The organism is Pseudomonas sp. FP2335, assembly GCF_030687535.1.
Classification (GTDB): Bacteria; Pseudomonadota; Gammaproteobacteria; order Pseudomonadales; family Pseudomonadaceae; genus Aquipseudomonas.
In genome coordinates this window covers 4,107,056-4,122,361 of sequence record NZ_CP117437.1, presented here as the reverse complement: position 1 = coordinate 4,122,361, position 15,306 = coordinate 4,107,056, and the positions used below count along the sequence as shown (strand labels likewise).

Here is a 15,306-nt window from a genome sequence, read left to right as displayed (position 1 = left end):
TGTAACACGTGATGGCGGGGTGCTTACCCCGCCATTGCCAAGCGGTTGCGGCCTTCGCGCTTGGCCACGTACAAGGCGCTGTCGGCCCGGCGCAATAGGCTGTCGGCCGACTCTGCGGCCAGCAGGGTCGAGCAACCGAGGCTCACGGTCAATTCGATTCTTGTCCCATCCGCCCAATAGTCGTGGGCTTGTGCCGCCTTGCGCAGGCGTTCGCCGACCAGCGCCGCCGCGTCCCGGCCGGTGTTGGATAGCAGGATCAGAAACTCTTCCCCGCCAAACCTGAACACCATGTCGACGTTACGCAACTGGCTCTTTATGGCCTGGGCCACGGTGCGCAACACGCTGTCGCCGGCCGTATGGCCATGGGTGTCGTTGATGACCTTGAAGTGATCGATGTCCAGCATCAGCAGCGACAGTGGGTTCAAATGCCGGCGCGCCATGTCGATTTCCCGTTGCAGGGTCTGATCCATGGCGATGCGGTTACCGGTTTGCGTCAACGGATCGCGCAGCGCGCTGCGGGTGGCCGCGCGATAGAGCAGGGCATTGCGCATCGGGTAGAGCAGGGTAGCCAGCAAGGATTCGAGCTGACTCAGTTCGTCTTCCAGCAGGCGCTGGTTGCGGCGGAACACCAACTCGCCCAGGTGCTCGCCTTCATGGCTCAGCGCGTAGCTCACCGAGTGATGGCCGCGATGGCCAAACTCCAGGCGCAGGTCGCTGGCCTGGTGGTGATATTGCAGGGCGTCCAGGGGGACCAGGCGTTGGATTTCGCGGAAAAACAGGCCGAGGATCCGCTCCGGTTCCAGGCTGGTCTGCAAGTGCATGCTCAACTGCTGGCGCAGCTGCGCGACTGTGGTGGGGCGTCGTGGCAGGGAGGACGGTTGACCGAAACCCAGGCGTTGCAATTTGGCACTGTCGAAGTCAATTGCGTTGGTATGGGTCGGTGTTTTCATAAACTATCAGCCTCTAAGCGCAGAACTGTCTTACAGGCTCGATAAGAGTGGCGAGTGCCATGCGTCGTACTGTTCCCTCAGTTCCGTAAAACATTGGAAACAGTTTAGACCGCTTTGCAGTGGGTTATAACCCCTGGGCACTGCCACACGTCTTGTCATCGCCTAACCTGCTTGAGACAAGTTAGAGCGAGATTCATGCCAAATCCTTTGTTTTTATAAAAGTCCTTTTAAATCAAATGGCTGTAAATACAGCCAAGGTGCAACGGTGCCCAGTGACGCCATTTATTTGGCTATGGGTTGACCAGCGTTGTACGGTCGATCTGATCGATCGAGGTCACACCGGTCAGGGTCATGGCCACGCGCATTTCCTTGGCGAAGATATCCAGCAGGTTTTCCACGCCGTGCTGACCCTCGGCGGCCAGCGCGTAGGCGGTCGAACGTCCCAGCAGGCACGCCTTGGCGCCGAGGGCGAGCATGCGTACCACGTCGAGCCCGGAGCGCACACCCGAGTCCACCAGCACCGTCAGATCGTCCCCGACCACTTCGGCAATCGGCGGCAATGCCTTGGCGGTGGACAACACGCCATCCAACTGCCGGCCGCCGTGGTTGGAGACCACGATGCCGTCGGCGCCGAAACTCACGGCGTCCTTGGCGTCTTGCGGGTCGAGGATGCCCTTGATGATCATCGGGCCCTTCCAGAATTCACGGATCCACTCCAGGTCTTTCCAACTGATCGACGGATCGAAATTGTTGGCCAGCCAGCCGATGTAGTCTTCCAGGTGCGTGGGTTTGCCGAGGTATTTGGAGATATTGCCCAGGTCATGGGGGCGCCCCATCAACCCGACATCGACGGCCCATTGCGGCTTGGTCACGGCTTGCAGTATGCGGCGCGAAGCGGCGAACGGCCCGGACATGCCCGAGTGCGCATCGCGGTAACGCGAACCCGGCGTGGGCATATCGACGGTGAATACCAGCGTCGTGACCCCGGCGGCTTGCGCACGCTCCAGGGCATTGCGCATGAAACCGCGGTCCTTGAGCACATAGAGTTGGAACCAGATCGCCTGTGGGCTTTGCGACGCGACCTCTTCAATCGGGCACACCGACACTGTCGACAGGCAGAACGGAATACCTTTGTTCGCCGCCGCCTTGGCCGCCTGCACTTCACCGCGACGCGCATACATGCCGGTCAGGCCAACCGGGCTGAGGATCACCGGCAGCGCCAATTCCTGGCCGAACAGCGTGCTTTTCAGGCTCAGGTTGTCGACATTACGCAGGATGCGCTGGCGCAGGCTGATGTCGGCCAAGTCCGTGCCGTTGGCGCGCATCGTGTGCTCAGCGTTGGCGCCACCGTCGATGTAATCGAACAGAAAGCGCGGCAGCTTGCGTCGGGCGGCTTCACGGTAATCGGAAGCGGACGAAATGATCATCAGCGTAAACTCCACAGGTCAAAGGGGGTTCACGATAAGCAAAGCTCTGGCATGATAAAAACAACTTTTTCAACTAGCATCCAGTCGCTAAAGGAATACTGATGAACCTCAGAACACTGCGCACCTTTGTCGAAGTGGTGCGCCAGGGCGGTTTCTCCCAGGCGGCTGAGGTTGTGTCCCTGACCCAATCCACGGTGAGCAAGGCGGTCAAGACCCTGGAGGATGAACTGGGCATGCCGCTGCTCAATCGCCTCGGGCATAAGAACGAACTCACCGCCGCTGGCGAAATGACCTACCGCCGCGCCCAGGTGCTGCTTGCCGAGCACAATGACCTGCTGGCCGAGATCAACGACTTGCGTGGCCTCAAGCGCGGCGTACTGCGCATCGGCTTGCCGCCAGTGGGCTGCGGTGTGTTGTTTGCAGCGATGTTTGCGACCTACCGCCGCCGCTATCCGGACATCGAGATCGAACTCACCGAATACGGCAGCAAAAAACTGCGCGACTGCCTGGAAGCGGGGGAGGTCGACCTGGCGGCGCTACTGCTGCCGATGGACGAAGGTTTCGACTACCAGCCCGTACGCAACGAACCGTTGATGGCCGTGCTACCCGTGGAGCACCCTCTGGCGCAAAACACGCGCATCGACTTCAACGACCTGGCGGACTCGCCGTTCATCCTGTTCGAAGCCGGCTTCGCCCTCAACGCCAAGATCCTCGCCGCGTGCGAACGCAAAGGCGTGACCCCTCGGGTCGCGGCCCGCAGCGGGCAGATCGACTTTATCGTCGACCTGGTTTCGGCCGGCCTGGGCGTCGCCTTCCTGCCGCGCATGCTGGCGCACAAGCATCAACACACCGGCATCGCCCTGATCCCGCTGGACGAACCCCACACCGACTGGCACATCGCCCTGGCCTGGCGCGCCAGCGCCCACCTGCCACCCGCCGCGCGGGCCTGGCTGGATTTGGCCAAGGAACAGCCACTCACAACCGATCATCCGGTACGTTCGCACTGAATGCTTGACTTCTTCTTTTTAATCAGTAACATACGGCGCATTCCGCGATAGCTCAGTTGGTAGAGCAAATGACTGTTAATCATTGGGTCCCTGGTTCGAGTCCAGGTCGTGGAGCCAGATAGAGAAAAGCCTGCAGAGATGCAGGCTTTTTTTTGCCTTGGATTTGGCCGGGGTGATCGAAGCGCACAGCGTGGCAGGCATGAAGACGTCTCTAATCCCACGATTCAGAGGTAAGCCCCATGAAAGTCGCTGCAGTCGTTTCAACCAAAGGCGGGCCGGGTAAGGCTACGGTTGGCGCCAATCTGGGCGCGTTCTGGCTTCGTAGTGCGCGCGAATCCGGCAAGCAAATGGAAACCTTTAAAATGATCAACTTAAGGCTGGCGAATGAGTATCTGGCTGGGCCGGTATTTTGCCCTGACCTAGATCAAATGGGGCACGTTGATATCGAAGATTTACCTGTTTCGCGAAGTTTGAGCGATAAAATCAGGATGTGGGATGATGAGTATCAAAGTACTTTCAATGACGAATATCCTCCCGACTCTGGGTTTTGCTCTCCGCAGGAGAAAGTCCGTCATGTAAACGAGGGGTGCCTATTGGCCCAAGAAATGCAGGCGGAATTAGGCGATAGCTATAAAATTGAGTATTGCTCCTGAGCTTTCTTAAAAATTCCTAAGGTTGTTGTGAGCATAATCTGTCTGAGTCATATGTACATAGGGAAAAAGGGGGGGCGGATTTAAATTCTCTTGATAAATAAATTTGGCCCCTCTTCGTGCTGTGAATATTTTTGATAATCAGGGCGTCATGTTGCGTCCACCAAGGAAAACTCCGTGATGGAAGAAAGAGTGACTTACGCTGAAATTAGGGCTTGGTTTTTGGGCAGTTACTACAGCTACTGCAGAGTAAAGCTTAGGCATCGAAGCGCTTGGGTCGAAGGTGAAAGCGAGGTAGGCTTTGCCTATAGCGAACTCGAAAATTCCTTTGATCTGCCAGTTGAGAAGTTGATGCTTGAAATTTTAGCTCTTGTTCTTTCTGCGGGTCGATCTTCCGAGAGCGTCAAACAATATCATATGGATGCTGCCTTAATGCTGATCGAGCAGATTGACCTTTCCTCTATGCTGAAAGAGCTGCCTCCGGAAGAGGCAGTAGACCTTGTTGAAGATCTTCGGTTATTAGACATTTTGTAAGCTTTGTACGAACAGTTATGTCGATGATACTGCATAGCGCAGGCCGGCGATCTAGATGTATGGACTCGATCTCCATCATCATGCTCGGTTCGATAGTTTCTCCGGTATCAACGATGTGTTTTGAAAAGGACAAAAAAGGGGACGAATTTAAATTTTCTGAATAAATTAATCTGGCCCCTTTTCTCACTCACCGTGGATATGTTCTGTCCATGCACCTTTCATCCATTGGCGTGAGGGCTAAAATGAACATTCGTTTTTTTATGGAAGAGTCAGCCGAATTCTCAAGTCCTCGGTGCAGCACTGATGTGGAGAGAGTTGATGGTGTAGATCTTCTCGCATGCTTATTGATCGACAATGGCGGAGTGCCTTTTAACGAAACCATTCCTTGGTTGGATGAAGGGGTGAATCGACTATTGGCAGTGAGACGCGACGAGAAAGTCTTTACGGAATGGGCTCGTGATGCTTGGGCTGCTCATATATCTAAAGATGGAGTGAAAATCTATTCGCTTTATGATGAAGATTTCTCAGTCACCATTAGCTTGGGCGACTTCGAAAAGGCTTTACGAGGTTGGAAGGATTTTCTAGTGTCGCTGTAGAAACCGGCGACGCTCATGTAAGCTCAGCGATTGCGTGAAACAAGGGGCAAGTTCTGGCGAATTATCCTAAAGTCACTGCGATTGTTTTCGATGCACGGCTCCGGATCCGACGAATTCTGATAGGTGTAGTATGTTGAAGAGCTATGAATTTTTGCTGGATTCAATAAGTTCAGAAGATTACTGGTCGGATGTAGGAATTGATACCGCGGCCTCCAAGATCTCTCAGTTTGATAATTCAAGCTGGAACGAACTTGAATCTATTTTTCTGGCGAAGTCTGAAGTCTGGCGAGGTCGGTGCGCGGAGTCTCTCGGTGACTCGGATGATGAGCGGGCTTTGCGCGTTTTGCTAGCGCTTCTAAAAGCTGAAGAGGAGTCGGTTGTCATTCATGCAATTGAATCAATTGAATCAGTTTTTTTGGCTGGCTACATTCTTGACAGGGCGCAGGTCATACGCGCTCTAGATGAGGAGTTTGAGGTAGAGAGCAGAACATTGAAGCTAATGGCGGCTACGCTGGTCAGGAAGTTAAGTCAGGCATAAAGGTTACTCGGTAGCTGACAGAGGGCACCTCCTTTTCCTACAGGTCATTGCTCTGCGCCGCTTTGACAAGCCAAGCCAAGTCAACCCAACCCGACTAACTTTCCAGGCATGACGTATGACAGGCAATGCTCATCTAGCTTGAATTGGACTTGCAGAAAATGCCTCTTTTCAATCTGCCAGTTTCAGTGTGCGATAGGCGAAAAATACCCATCGTCGGATAGGTTGGCTTTCTCTGCCATCTGGCGATATATTTTAGCCATATGGCAGAGGAGGGCGACCATGATTCCTGCAAGCAAAAGCCTACAAGCGACAACATACGATCCAGCGCGGCCGCTACAGCTGCTGTTTGGCGAAGGCAAAAAACTCAAGGTTACGAGTGCGTTTGAGCTTCATTCCATGATGGAGAAGGGGTTTCCGTCAGAGCTGGTGATTGCGTTTGTTCAGTCATACAGCCAACTACGAGATCACCATGTGTTCTCTAAGGTGCTCGGGCTTTCGGATCGAACGGTGCAGCGGCGTATCAAAAAGCCCGAACCCCTGACGGCTGAGCAGACCAACAGCACGTGGCGTCTGGCTAGCGTATTGAGTAAGGCAGAGGAGGTGTTGGGAGATCGCCAGCAGGCGCTCAACTGGATGACCTCTCCTGCTATGGGGCTCGAGGGAAAGACGCCTCTGGATCTGCTCACGACTCAGATGGGATTTGAGTTGGTAGAGGACTTTCTGACCCGCATGGAATACGGGGTGTATTCCTGATGACGATAGTGCCAGGGAATGGTGAGTTGTATTTGTGGCGATTGGATCAAGAGAAGCATGCATCCACTTGGTCGTCCGGCATTGGTGCAGAAATCGCTGGCGGCCGGTGGAACTCTAAAGGTATCAAAGCGGTGTACTGCTCCGCAGATCCGTCTACTGCGATCCTTGAGGTGGCCGTGCACAAAGGTTTTCAGGCGCTGGACACGATTGCGCATGTACTCACGTGTGCCCGGGTCAAGGACTTCAAGCTCGTCCATCGGGTCATGCCTGACTCGGTACCTAATGCAAACTGGCTGTTCCCGGGCTCCCCCGGACGAGGTCAGCAGCAGTTTGGTGACAGCCTCTTAGCAGAGCATCCCTTCGTGTTGATTCCTTCAGCCGTTTCCCGGCATAGCTGGAATGTGCTGATGAATCCTTCTACAACGCTCGATTTGTTCGAATTGATAAGCCAGGAGCATTTTGCCCTCGATACAAGATTGAACCCTCCTCAGTAGGTGCTTTGAGCAGAGAGGTGGGCCTCGGAGGGTTCGGCGACTGAGGGACTGCGTAGTTCTTACCGAGACGAGGCTGTAGAGAAAATTGGAGCTAGGTAGGTTTGCCCCCCCATAACGCAGGCCAGCGCAATCATCGCTGTGTCGGTAAGTTCGCTCCGTTTGACCGACAACCGTTGAGTTTTTTTCTAATGGGGCGTGGCTGATAGCCAGATGAAAAGGCCTGCACAGATGCAGGCCTCTTTTTGCCTTGGGATTGGCTGGGCAATCGCGTAGGTAGGCGCAGTTATAGGGTCTGCACAATCACCTGGCTTTTCAGGTCGTTGACCATCCCTTCAATCGTCGGCTTCATCGCGACGTAGTCCTGTGCGCTGCACTGCGCGTCGGTGTGGGCGAACTGGTAACTGCGGGTCACCACCACGCTGTTGCCGTCCTGGGTGTACGTGGCTTGGTAATCGAAGCCGCCGCTCTTGAGAGACACCGCCTTGGGCACTGCCAGAATATTTACCGTCTTCGGAAATTCGAAGCGCGCCCGTTCGGCAATTTCGCCAGACAGGCAGGTAAAGTTCTGGGTGCGCTCTTTTTCGGCCATAAACGCAAACACGTTCTGTGAAATGCCGCCGGCGAGGCTGGTGAGGGTCGGCACGCCGGTCGGGCCGGGCAGGTTGACCAGGTTGTCGGTGTGGCCCGTGATCGTCGATTTGAAGATCGGCGCATTGCCTTCCAGGGTGTCGCTGACGACTTCACCATTACCGGACTGGCCGTACATGCTGAGGATTTCCTGCGTCAGTTTCTTGAGGTCGGCGGGCGGCAGCGACTTGAATACGAAGCGGTTGAACTCCGCGCCCCAGCCTTCCACGGTGGAGACGTGGTTGAAGTCGGCGCCGCCGTTGTCGGCGACGGTGAAGGTCAGGGTGTTGTCGACTTTGCCCAGTTGGCTGATCGGCGTGCGTTCCAGTGCGCCGGTCTGGGTCAGCAACACCGGCTTGCCCAGGTCCGGAATCGGCAGGTAGCCGGCGCCAATCGGCGCCGCCGTGGAGTCCAGGTACAGGTCCAGGCTCGGGACGTAGGTGATCGCATGGTTGAGCAGGCCCAGCGTCGGCACCGTTGGCAAGGTATAGGCGTTGCCGAAGTTGATCAGCGCCGGTGAGCTTTCGAGGGCGACGGCCTTGAGCAAGGCTTCGAGCAGGGCGACATGGTCTTTGCAGTCGCCGTAACGGTTGTCCAGCACCGCCTGCGCCGGGTGCGGTACTACGCCGCCAGGGCCGACGTAAACCGCGACATAGCGAATGTTCTTACGCACCCAGTCGCTCAGCGCCAGGGCTTTGCTACGTGGGGTGTCGAGGTTGTTTGTGAGTTCCTTGGCCAGTTTGCTGATGGCGGGCGTCACTTCGATCTGTGCCCTGGCGGCGTAGGCTTGGGCAAATTGTTTGTAGTCGGCGAACGTCGATACAGCCATGAATTGCCCGTAGTCGCTGTAGGCGACAGCACCGTTTTCGATTCGGAATTTCTCGCTGGGCAGTTGTTCCCAGTGATAGATCTTGCGACCGGGTGCCGCCGCTGGCGTGGAGGCCTTGTAGCCTTTGACATCGGCGTACAGTGGCATGCTCGCTGGCATGTCGTAGGAAAAGCTGGTTTGCTCGGTTTGGTAGAAGTCCGGGATGTTGATGTCTTCGAACTGCTGGGGAAACAATGGCTTGTTGCGCTGCAACTGGTAGCGCAAGACCAGGCGGTCGCCGACCGCCACGTCCGGGAAGATCACCACTTTGACCCGGGAGTCCTGGAACATCGGCGCATCGGCTGAGGCGCGCTCTTGCTGCTCCTTGATCTGTTTGGGCTGTACGCGGATTTTGCGACCGCTGGCTTTCTGGGTGTAGGCCTCGACGACTTTCAAGGTTTCCAGTGTGCGGTTGAAGCTCAGTGGCCGTTGGGCGTGCAGCTTGATTGCGCGCTCTTCATTGACCCGCGAGATCATTTCCACGTTGAGCACAAAGCTGCCGTCAGCATTGACGACATAGGCGTGGGTATTTTTTTCGACAGTGAGGGAGTGGTCGGTGTCATCGGCCTGCACCTGTGCCGTGAACAGCCCGCAAACCACCACAGCCAGCACACCGAACAGGCGCGCCGGGGAGAGAGTAAAGCCTTGCATAAAGATCCTTCTGAACGATGACGTGCGCCGTCGGTAACAGGGCGCGCATTCCTTGGGTAATCCGCTTAATGCGAAGCATTACTATATAGAAGTGGCGATAGGCCTGCAGTGTTTTTCCACGCTTCCCCGGCGGTTTTCCAGGTCTGCTACGGCTGTTTGAGTTGCGGCGCCACAACCGACGCCGCCACATCCCACGCCATCAGCAGCTGATCAATCGCCGCGTCGATCACGGCATGGGGCACGTTATCCCGTGCCAGGATCGACACCCCCTGCAAAAAGCTGTCAAACACCGTTGCCAGCACCGGGGCCTGCGTGTATTGCGGCAATTGCCCGGCGCGGATCGCGCGCTCCACACACGCGACGATCCCCGCCCGCGTGCGCAGGCGTGATTGCGTCAGTGCATGGGCGACCCGCGCATTTTCCGGGCTCGGTGCACTCATCACGCCTAGCGCGACCATGCAGCCCTTGGGGTGCCCGTCTTCGCACTGCATGCGCGCCGACTGACGCAGGGCGGTTTCGATGGCCTGACGGGGCAACAGGGTTTCGTCCCACAGGCATTCGGTGACTCTGGCGTAGGTCGACAGGTAGCGCTGCACGCATTCGTCGAACAACGCCTCCTTGGAGCCGAACGCGGCGTAAAAACTTGGCGCGGAGATACCGCCCCCCAGGCCGGCCTTGAGTTGGGCGAGGGAGGTGGCGTCGTAGCCGTATTGCCAGAACAGGTGCATGGCCTGTTCCACGGCATGGTCACGGTCGAAATTACGCGGGCGGCCCATCTGTGCCATGTCAGGTCTCCAGTAGAAAACGAGATAAATACTAGTCGATACATAAGTCGTTGACAATGTACCCGCTGGGCTTGCAACATTTGTATCGATCAGTATTTAAGTCGTCCCAGGAGTTGCCCATGACACCTTCACTCAGCTTGTCCGCGTCTTCAGAACGCTTGCCCATCGGCGCTTTGCTCGCCCTGGCCATGACCGGTTTCATCTGTATCGTCACCGAAACCTTGCCCGCAGGCCTGCTGCCGCTTATCAGCGCAGGTTTGGCGATTTCTCCGGCAATGGCCGGGCAGATGGTCACCGCCTATGCGCTGGGTTCGGTGCTGGCAGTCATCCCCATGACCATTGCGACCCGTGGCTGGCGTCGGCGTAATGTGCTGTTGCTGACCATCGTCGGTTTCCTGCTGTTCAACTCGATCACCGCGCTGTCATCCCACTACGGGGTGACCCTGGTCGCGCGGTTCTTCGCCGGCGTCGCCGCGGGCTTGGCCTGGAGCCTGCTGGCTGGTTACGCCCGGCGCATGGTCGCGCCCCGCCAACAGGGCAGGGCGCTCGCATTGGCGATGGTCGGCACGCCGATTGCGCTGTCGCTGGGGGTGCCTCTGGGCACGTGGCTGGGCGGGCTGGTGGGGTGGCGCACCACATTCGGGCTGATGTCGGCGCTGACGCTGGGGCTGATTGTGTGGGTGCTGGTGAAAGTCCCGGACTATCCACCCCAGGCCGCGCATCAGCGTTTGTCCCTGGGCAGGGTGCTGACCACGCCGGGCGTGCGCCCGGTGCTGGCGGTGGTAATCAGTTGGATGCTGGCGCACAACATTCTGTACACCTACATCGCGCCCTTCGTGGCGCAGGCCGGGTTGGCGGAGCGTGTGGATGGAGTGCTGCTGGTGTTCGGGCTGTCGGCATTGGCGGGGATTTGGCTGACGGCCAGGCTGGTCGAGCCGCTGTTGCGCAAAACCGTGCTGGTCAGCCTGGCGACATTTGCAGGGGTCAGCGTGGTGTTTGGTGTTGTAGGAAGCCTGCCCGCAGTGATCTATCTCGGTGTCGCGGTGTGGGGCTCAGCTCAGCTTCGGCGGTGCAGCGACGCTGCTGCAAACCGCCCTGGCCGATGCGGCGGGGGATGGTGCGGACGTCGCGCTGTCGCTGAATGTGGTGGCGTGGAACAGCGCAATTGCCGTCAGTGGTATTGTCGGCGGGGTGTTGCTGGAGACCTGGGGCGTGGCGTCGTTCCCGTGGGCGATGCTGCTGTTGATTGCGCTGTCATTCACACTGGCCTGGAGTGCACGCAGCCATGGGTTCAAGCCAGGGCCTCGGGGTGCGGGAAAACCTGCAGCGATCGGGCACTAATCCGACATTCGATAGTCAATAATCCTCGTAATATCATCCACTTGGCGGCGTTTTTCGCCGCCTGTCGCGTCACTCTCTGTCGAAGATTTAATGCATGTACCTACGCAATATTGCAGTTGGTCTCACCGCCCTTGTTTTACTTTCCTCCGGGGCCAACGCGCGCAGTCTGCCGGACCTTTACTCCAAACAGCAGAAGCAGGCGTCATTCGACAATTGCGCTGACTTGTTTCCCGCTGCAACACCGATCAATACCGCCACTGTGCCCGCCACGATGAGGCCCCTGGCGCTGTGCTCCGACCACTTCGCCGTGCTCTATTCGCAAACCAGCAAGACCCCGCTGGTGGTGGTCGAGCGCCTGAACGCCGCACAGTTGAAAGACGCCAAGGGCGAGGAACGCACCAACCAGTTCTACGCTGACCCGCGTATTCCCAAGGGTGGGCGCGCGGAATTGAGCGACTACCGCAGCCAGCATCCGGCCGTGGACCGTGGCCACCAAGCCCCGGCTGCCGACGCGCCGAACGCTAACGCGATGGCGCAGTCGTTCGCGCTGTCGAACATGGTGCCGCAAGACCCCACCAACAACCGCAAGATCTGGAGCAAGGTCGAGGCCGACGTGCGCAAATTCGCCGTGCGTGCCGGCGGCGATGTGTATGTGTTCACTGGCCCATTGTTCGACCCCGGCCACAGCACCATCGGCGCCAATCAGGTCTGGGTGCCGACGCGCCTGTTCAAGCTGGTGTATGACGCTTCGTCCAAACGCGCCTGGGCCTACGTGCTGCCCAACGCCGAAACCCGCATCCAGAAACCGATGGACTACGACACCTTTGTAAAAAGCACCGGGCTCAAGCTGCTGGGTAACCTGCCGGTATCGGGGTCGGTGGGGCGTACTTAGTCGTACGCTTACTTGGCCTTTTTCAGCGCTTTCAAACGCAGGGTGGCGCGTTGCACGGCGGCCATTTTCTCCGGCCGTTTCATCCTTTTCCATTTACGGATGTCGTCTTTGCTGCGCCCGCAACTGACGCAGAGGTCGCCGCTGAGCTGGCAGGTGGAGATGCAGGGGTTTTCTATATCTTTAGCCAAGGGGGCACCCATAGATGGCGTCAGTGGTCGCGGTTACGCCGCACGAAACTCGACGGTGAGGTGGCTCACCTCATGCACCGGCTTGAGGCGCTCGCGAATGCGCTCGGCATCCGTCGTTGCGGCGCCCACCACACTGACAATCGCCGCATGGGCGTCTGGCCCCACGCGCCAGACGTGCAGGTCGGTGATCCGCGCATCGCCGGGCTGCTCAACCAACTCGCGGATCTCGGCGGCGACGTGCTCATCGGTCTGGTCCAGCAGCACGCCGGCGGTCGCGCCCATCAGGCTCCAGGCCCAGCGCGCAATGACGATGGCGCCGACGATACCCATCACGGGGTCCAGCCACACCCAACCGAGGTAGCGCCCGGCCAGCAACGCGGCGATGGCGAGGACGGAGGTCAGCGCATCGGCGATGACGTGCACGTAGGCCGATCGCAGGTTGTTGTCGTGGCCGTGGTGGTAATGGTCGTGTGCGTGGCCGTGATCATGGCTGTGGCCGTGGCCCAGTAGCAGCGCACTGGCGATATTCACCACCAGGCCCACCACGGCAATCAGGGTAGCCGTGCCAAATTGCACCTCGGAGGGCGTCAGCAAGCGCATCACCGATTCCACCCCGATACCCAACGACACCAGCGCCAGGATCAGCGCCGAGGCAAAGCCGCCGAGGTCGCCGACCTTGCCGGTGCCAAAGCTGTAGCGCGGGCTGTGCGCATGGCGTTTGGCAAAGGCGTATGCGGCGGCGGCAATGCCCAGGGCGCCCGCGTGGGTAGCCATGTGAAAACCGTCGGCGAGCAGGGCCATGGAGCCGGTGAGCGCACCGGCGGCGATTTCCACGACCATCATCACCACCGTCAGCATCACCACCCACAGGGTGCGCCTGGCGTTTTCATCGTGGGATGCACCAAGGAACACATGCTCGTGGCTATGGCTATTGGCGAGGCTCATTTGGAATAGCGCCGAATGGCTTCAAGCAATTCTTCGACGCCCTTGCTGCGTTCTTCTTCGGAGAGGGCAGGGTCGGCCACGTGCGACCTGGCGTGGTCTTCGATGATTTCTTCCATCAACCCGTTGATCGCGCCGCGGGTGGCCGCCACCAAGTGCAGGGTCTTGGCGCAGTCGGCATCCGCTTCAAGCTCGCGCTCAAGGGCCTGGATCTGCCCGGCAATGCGTTTGACGCGTTTGATCAGGTTGTCTTTGTTTGCCGAGACGTGGCCCATGCCTATACCCCCCCTACCTATGAAGGGGGCGATCATTGCATACCCCACCCCCCTATAACAAGGCGCGGCGCTGCCGGGTGTTTACGCTTGTTCCGCAGGCGCGGCGGCTTCTTCGGCGAGTTTCAGACGGTCGGCTTTGCTGATGTATTTGTCTTTGGATTTGGGCGCCAGTTTGGCACTGGCTTTTTTGGCTTTGGCCTTGAACAGTTGCTGGAGCTTTTTCTGGCGATTCATGGGGTTTTATCCGACGGGTTAAGGTGCGGATGATACCAGCTAAAAATCCCAGCCCTACAGCGCGCAATCCAGCCGAATCGGCCCAATCTCGATCATACCGGCCGACACCGAAGCGATACCCTCCATCCCCCAGAACAATGGCCCGCCATCACTGACCAGATCATAGATCGCACTTTCACTGATCAACCGGCCGTTGCGCTGATCGTACAGGCGAAAGAACGCCGGGCTTTCCCAGCGTACAAACAGGTGAACCTCGGCTGTTTCGTCCGGATGGGCCTGGGGGTGAAAGGCGCTGGGCAGTACCCAGAAAGGTTTGAATTGCTGCACCCGATAACAGCCGTTGGGGCTGATATGGGCGGAGCCGGAGGGTTGCGCCAGGCCTTTTTCCCACCACTGCGAAGCGCCCCACAGCGCTGCGCAAGTTAAGAGTGTGCTGAAGACTACTTTTCTCACGTTGACACGGCCTTATTTGCCCGCAGGTTGGGCGAGAAATTCGCTGATCAGGGCCACCACTTGCTGTTGAATCGCCTCCCGTGGTCGCGCGCCCTCGCCATCGTGGCAAATCATGCCGTCACCGGGCGAACTCTCTTCAATCAGCGCCTCGCCGCCGGGTTTGCAGATCGCCATAAAGCTGAAGTGGGTGGCGTCGCTGATCTGCACATACTGGGTCGATGCTTTCGGCAGACGCCTGGCCAGGTCGGCGGATTCCAGTTCGGCCGGCAGTTGCGGTTCCGTCACGCCCGCCGCAAGTATCAATGCCGGCACCGGCAGTGCCGCCAGGCTGGCGTCGGTCATGCCGCGTGACAGGCCCAGGTCCAGCGATACCACGGCGCTGACGCGTTTATCGCTCAGGTCTGCGGCCACCTTGGCGTTGTCGGGGTTCATCTGCCGGTACGCCGTGCAGGCGACCAATTGCGGGTGAGCGGTGCAGTCTTGGGCGAACAGCGCGGGGTCGAAGCGCGCGCCGGCGGCTTCCAGCACGGTCCAGCCGCCGAGTGAATGGCCTATCACGGCAATCCGACGATTCTCCACGGCGCCGAATTGCTTGGGCTGCGTGAGCACCGCGTCGATGGCGCGGCTCAGGTCCTTGGGCCGTTGCCACAACTGCGCGGCGGCCTCGGGGCTGCGATCTTTGCTGGTGGTGCCGGGGTGGTTGACCGCCGCGACGATATAACCCTGATGCGCCAACGCACTGGCCAGCCACACCTGATTACCCCAATTGCCGCCATTGCCGTGGGAAATCACCACCAACGGATGTCTGCCGCTGGCGGGCGGTGCGTCGGGCACGGCGAGGGCGCCGTGAAAGACGGCGTCGTCGCGGATCAGCTCTGGGGCTTTGGCGGTTTTAGCGGGATACCACACGACCATCTGCAACGGGCGGTTGCCGTGGGCGTCGGGGAGGGTGGTGTTCTGGAAGCCGATGGGGCTGTTGTCGGCGAATGCAGGTGTGGCGAGGCAGACCAGGAACAACGCGGCAAGGGTGGTTTTCACTGTTGTTATCGTCCTTGAAGTGAGGCGCGCATCATGACTGGAAATCGGCGATTTGAGTAGAGG

18 protein-coding genes, 1 tRNA gene and 1 pseudogene are annotated in these 15,306 nt (G+C 58.5%); 10 read left to right on the top strand and 10 right to left on the bottom strand.

Translation table 11 applies throughout. The features are described from left to right. Window positions 1-23: 23 nt before the first annotated feature. On the bottom strand, window positions 24-950 hold the full coding sequence (locus PSH81_RS18505; protein ID WP_226455067.1) for a GGDEF domain-containing protein: 927 nt from the start codon (window positions 948-950) through the stop codon (window positions 24-26). 290 nt (window positions 951-1,240) lie between these two features. Continuing rightward, window positions 1,241-2,377 carry an FMN-dependent L-lactate dehydrogenase LldD gene (gene lldD, locus PSH81_RS18500; RefSeq protein WP_226455068.1) on the bottom strand — a complete coding sequence of 379 codons (1,137 nt, stop codon included), beginning with the start codon at window positions 2,375-2,377 and terminating at the stop codon, window positions 1,241-1,243. Between the two features lie 101 nt (window positions 2,378-2,478). Here lldD and PSH81_RS18495 point away from each other — a divergent pair, with 101 nt between their 5' ends. From PSH81_RS18495 to PSH81_RS18460, 8 genes are all read left to right on the top strand, one after another. Then, window positions 2,479-3,384: a LysR family transcriptional regulator gene (locus PSH81_RS18495; protein ID WP_192296896.1), complete on the top strand. Its 906-nt coding sequence runs from the start codon at window positions 2,479-2,481 to the stop codon at window positions 3,382-3,384. A gap of 41 nt (window positions 3,385-3,425) precedes the next feature. After that, window positions 3,426-3,501: transfer RNA gene (locus tag PSH81_RS18490), tRNA-Asn, on the top strand. 122 nt (window positions 3,502-3,623) lie between these two features. Beyond that, window positions 3,624-4,037 carry a hypothetical protein gene (locus tag PSH81_RS18485; protein ID WP_305391264.1) on the top strand — a complete coding sequence of 138 codons (414 nt, stop codon included), beginning with the start codon at window positions 3,624-3,626 and terminating at the stop codon, window positions 4,035-4,037. A 177-nt stretch (window positions 4,038-4,214) separates the two neighbouring features. Then, window positions 4,215-4,568: an Imm2 family immunity protein gene (imm2, locus tag PSH81_RS18480; RefSeq protein WP_305392789.1), complete on the top strand. Its 354-nt coding sequence runs from the start codon at window positions 4,215-4,217 to the stop codon at window positions 4,566-4,568. 242 nt (window positions 4,569-4,810) lie between these two features. Next, window positions 4,811-5,164, top strand: a complete 354-nt coding sequence (locus PSH81_RS18475; RefSeq protein WP_305391263.1) for a hypothetical protein — start codon at window positions 4,811-4,813, stop codon at window positions 5,162-5,164. Window positions 5,165-5,294: 130 nt separating this feature from the next. Further along, window positions 5,295-5,702 carry a HEAT repeat domain-containing protein gene (locus PSH81_RS18470; RefSeq protein WP_305391262.1) on the top strand — a complete coding sequence of 136 codons (408 nt, stop codon included), beginning with the start codon at window positions 5,295-5,297 and terminating at the stop codon, window positions 5,700-5,702. Between the two features lie 279 nt (window positions 5,703-5,981). Then, complete coding sequence (locus tag PSH81_RS18465) at window positions 5,982-6,455, top strand: antitoxin Xre/MbcA/ParS toxin-binding domain-containing protein (RefSeq protein ID WP_192296893.1); 474 nt, start codon at window positions 5,982-5,984, stop codon at window positions 6,453-6,455. Further along, a complete protein-coding gene (locus tag PSH81_RS18460) occupies window positions 6,455-6,949 on the top strand; it encodes an RES family NAD+ phosphorylase (protein ID WP_226455072.1) in 495 nt (164 codons plus the stop codon). Before PSH81_RS18465 ends, PSH81_RS18460 begins: the two co-directional genes overlap by 1 nt. 283 nt (window positions 6,950-7,232) lie before the next feature. Here PSH81_RS18460 and PSH81_RS18455 read toward each other — a convergent pair whose 3' ends face one another. Together PSH81_RS18455 and PSH81_RS18450 are read right to left on the bottom strand one after the other, a co-directional pair. Next, window positions 7,233-9,095 (bottom strand): DUF3857 and transglutaminase domain-containing protein, encoded by a 1,863-nt coding sequence (locus tag PSH81_RS18455; protein ID WP_305391261.1) that lies wholly within the window; start codon window positions 9,093-9,095, stop codon window positions 7,233-7,235. Between the two features lie 146 nt (window positions 9,096-9,241). Next, the gene (locus PSH81_RS18450; RefSeq protein WP_305391260.1) at window positions 9,242-9,880 is read right to left on the bottom strand and encodes a TetR/AcrR family transcriptional regulator; all 639 of its coding nucleotides are present in this window, start codon (window positions 9,878-9,880) and stop codon (window positions 9,242-9,244) included. Between the two features lie 119 nt (window positions 9,881-9,999). Here PSH81_RS18450 and PSH81_RS18445 point away from each other — a divergent pair. Next, window positions 10,000-11,221, top strand: a pseudogene (locus PSH81_RS18445) (MFS transporter). A 94-nt stretch (window positions 11,222-11,315) separates the two neighbouring features. Beyond that, window positions 11,316-12,113 carry a DNA/RNA non-specific endonuclease gene (locus PSH81_RS18440; protein ID WP_226455075.1) on the top strand — a complete coding sequence of 266 codons (798 nt, stop codon included), beginning with the start codon at window positions 11,316-11,318 and terminating at the stop codon, window positions 12,111-12,113. Between the two features lie 8 nt (window positions 12,114-12,121). Here the strand turns inward: PSH81_RS18440 and PSH81_RS18435 are convergent, their stop codons facing one another. The 6 genes from PSH81_RS18435 to PSH81_RS18410 form a co-directional block, all read right to left on the bottom strand. Next, window positions 12,122-12,301 (bottom strand): DUF1289 domain-containing protein, encoded by a 180-nt coding sequence (locus tag PSH81_RS18435; protein WP_064453335.1) that lies wholly within the window; start codon window positions 12,299-12,301, stop codon window positions 12,122-12,124. Window positions 12,302-12,334: 33 nt separating this feature from the next. Then, window positions 12,335-13,246, bottom strand: coding sequence for a CDF family Co(II)/Ni(II) efflux transporter DmeF (gene dmeF, locus PSH81_RS18430; RefSeq protein WP_305391259.1), 912 nt, complete (start codon window positions 13,244-13,246; stop codon window positions 12,335-12,337). Then, window positions 13,243-13,518 carry a metal/formaldehyde-sensitive transcriptional repressor gene (locus PSH81_RS18425; RefSeq protein ID WP_192296882.1) on the bottom strand — a complete coding sequence of 92 codons (276 nt, stop codon included), beginning with the start codon at window positions 13,516-13,518 and terminating at the stop codon, window positions 13,243-13,245. Before PSH81_RS18425 ends, dmeF begins: the two co-directional genes overlap by 4 nt. 81 nt (window positions 13,519-13,599) lie before the next feature. Further along, on the bottom strand, window positions 13,600-13,752 hold the full coding sequence (locus PSH81_RS18420; protein ID WP_192296881.1) for a DUF2986 domain-containing protein: 153 nt from the start codon (window positions 13,750-13,752) through the stop codon (window positions 13,600-13,602). A gap of 54 nt (window positions 13,753-13,806) precedes the next feature. Further along, the gene (locus PSH81_RS18415; protein WP_226455078.1) at window positions 13,807-14,205 is read right to left on the bottom strand and encodes a hypothetical protein; all 399 of its coding nucleotides are present in this window, start codon (window positions 14,203-14,205) and stop codon (window positions 13,807-13,809) included. 12 nt (window positions 14,206-14,217) lie between these two features. After that, window positions 14,218-15,243 (bottom strand): alpha/beta fold hydrolase, encoded by a 1,026-nt coding sequence (locus PSH81_RS18410; protein WP_305391258.1) that lies wholly within the window; start codon window positions 15,241-15,243, stop codon window positions 14,218-14,220. Window positions 15,244-15,306: the final 63 nt, after the last annotated feature.

What these genes read in the sequence shown, in the direction of transcription:
- PSH81_RS18460 (WP_226455072.1), top strand. Translation starts at nt 6,455, where the DNA reads ATGACGATAGTGCCAGGGAATGGTGAGTTGTATTTGTGGCGATTGGAT.
- PSH81_RS18470 (WP_305391262.1), top strand. Translation starts at nt 5,295, where the DNA reads ATGTTGAAGAGCTATGAATTTTTGCTGGATTCAATAAGTTCAGAAGAT.
- PSH81_RS18440 (WP_226455075.1), top strand. Translation starts at nt 11,316, where the DNA reads ATGTACCTACGCAATATTGCAGTTGGTCTCACCGCCCTTGTTTTACTT.
- PSH81_RS18425 (WP_192296882.1), bottom strand. Translation starts at nt 13,518, where the DNA reads ATGGGCCACGTCTCGGCAAACAAAGACAACCTGATCAAACGCGTCAAA.
- imm2 (WP_305392789.1), top strand. Translation starts at nt 4,215, where the DNA reads ATGGAAGAAAGAGTGACTTACGCTGAAATTAGGGCTTGGTTTTTGGGC.
- PSH81_RS18455 (WP_305391261.1), bottom strand. Translation starts at nt 9,095, where the DNA reads ATGCAAGGCTTTACTCTCTCCCCGGCGCGCCTGTTCGGTGTGCTGGCT.
- PSH81_RS18475 (WP_305391263.1), top strand. Translation starts at nt 4,811, where the DNA reads ATGAACATTCGTTTTTTTATGGAAGAGTCAGCCGAATTCTCAAGTCCT.
- PSH81_RS18505 (WP_226455067.1), bottom strand. Translation starts at nt 950, where the DNA reads ATGAAAACACCGACCCATACCAACGCAATTGACTTCGACAGTGCCAAA.
- dmeF (WP_305391259.1), bottom strand. Translation starts at nt 13,246, where the DNA reads ATGAGCCTCGCCAATAGCCATAGCCACGAGCATGTGTTCCTTGGTGCA.
- PSH81_RS18465 (WP_192296893.1), top strand. Translation starts at nt 5,982, where the DNA reads ATGATTCCTGCAAGCAAAAGCCTACAAGCGACAACATACGATCCAGCG.
- PSH81_RS18420 (WP_192296881.1), bottom strand. Translation starts at nt 13,752, where the DNA reads ATGAATCGCCAGAAAAAGCTCCAGCAACTGTTCAAGGCCAAAGCCAAA.
- PSH81_RS18485 (WP_305391264.1), top strand. Translation starts at nt 3,624, where the DNA reads ATGAAAGTCGCTGCAGTCGTTTCAACCAAAGGCGGGCCGGGTAAGGCT.
- lldD (WP_226455068.1), bottom strand. Translation starts at nt 2,377, where the DNA reads ATGATCATTTCGTCCGCTTCCGATTACCGTGAAGCCGCCCGACGCAAG.
- PSH81_RS18450 (WP_305391260.1), bottom strand. Translation starts at nt 9,880, where the DNA reads ATGGCACAGATGGGCCGCCCGCGTAATTTCGACCGTGACCATGCCGTG.
- PSH81_RS18495 (WP_192296896.1), top strand. Translation starts at nt 2,479, where the DNA reads ATGAACCTCAGAACACTGCGCACCTTTGTCGAAGTGGTGCGCCAGGGC.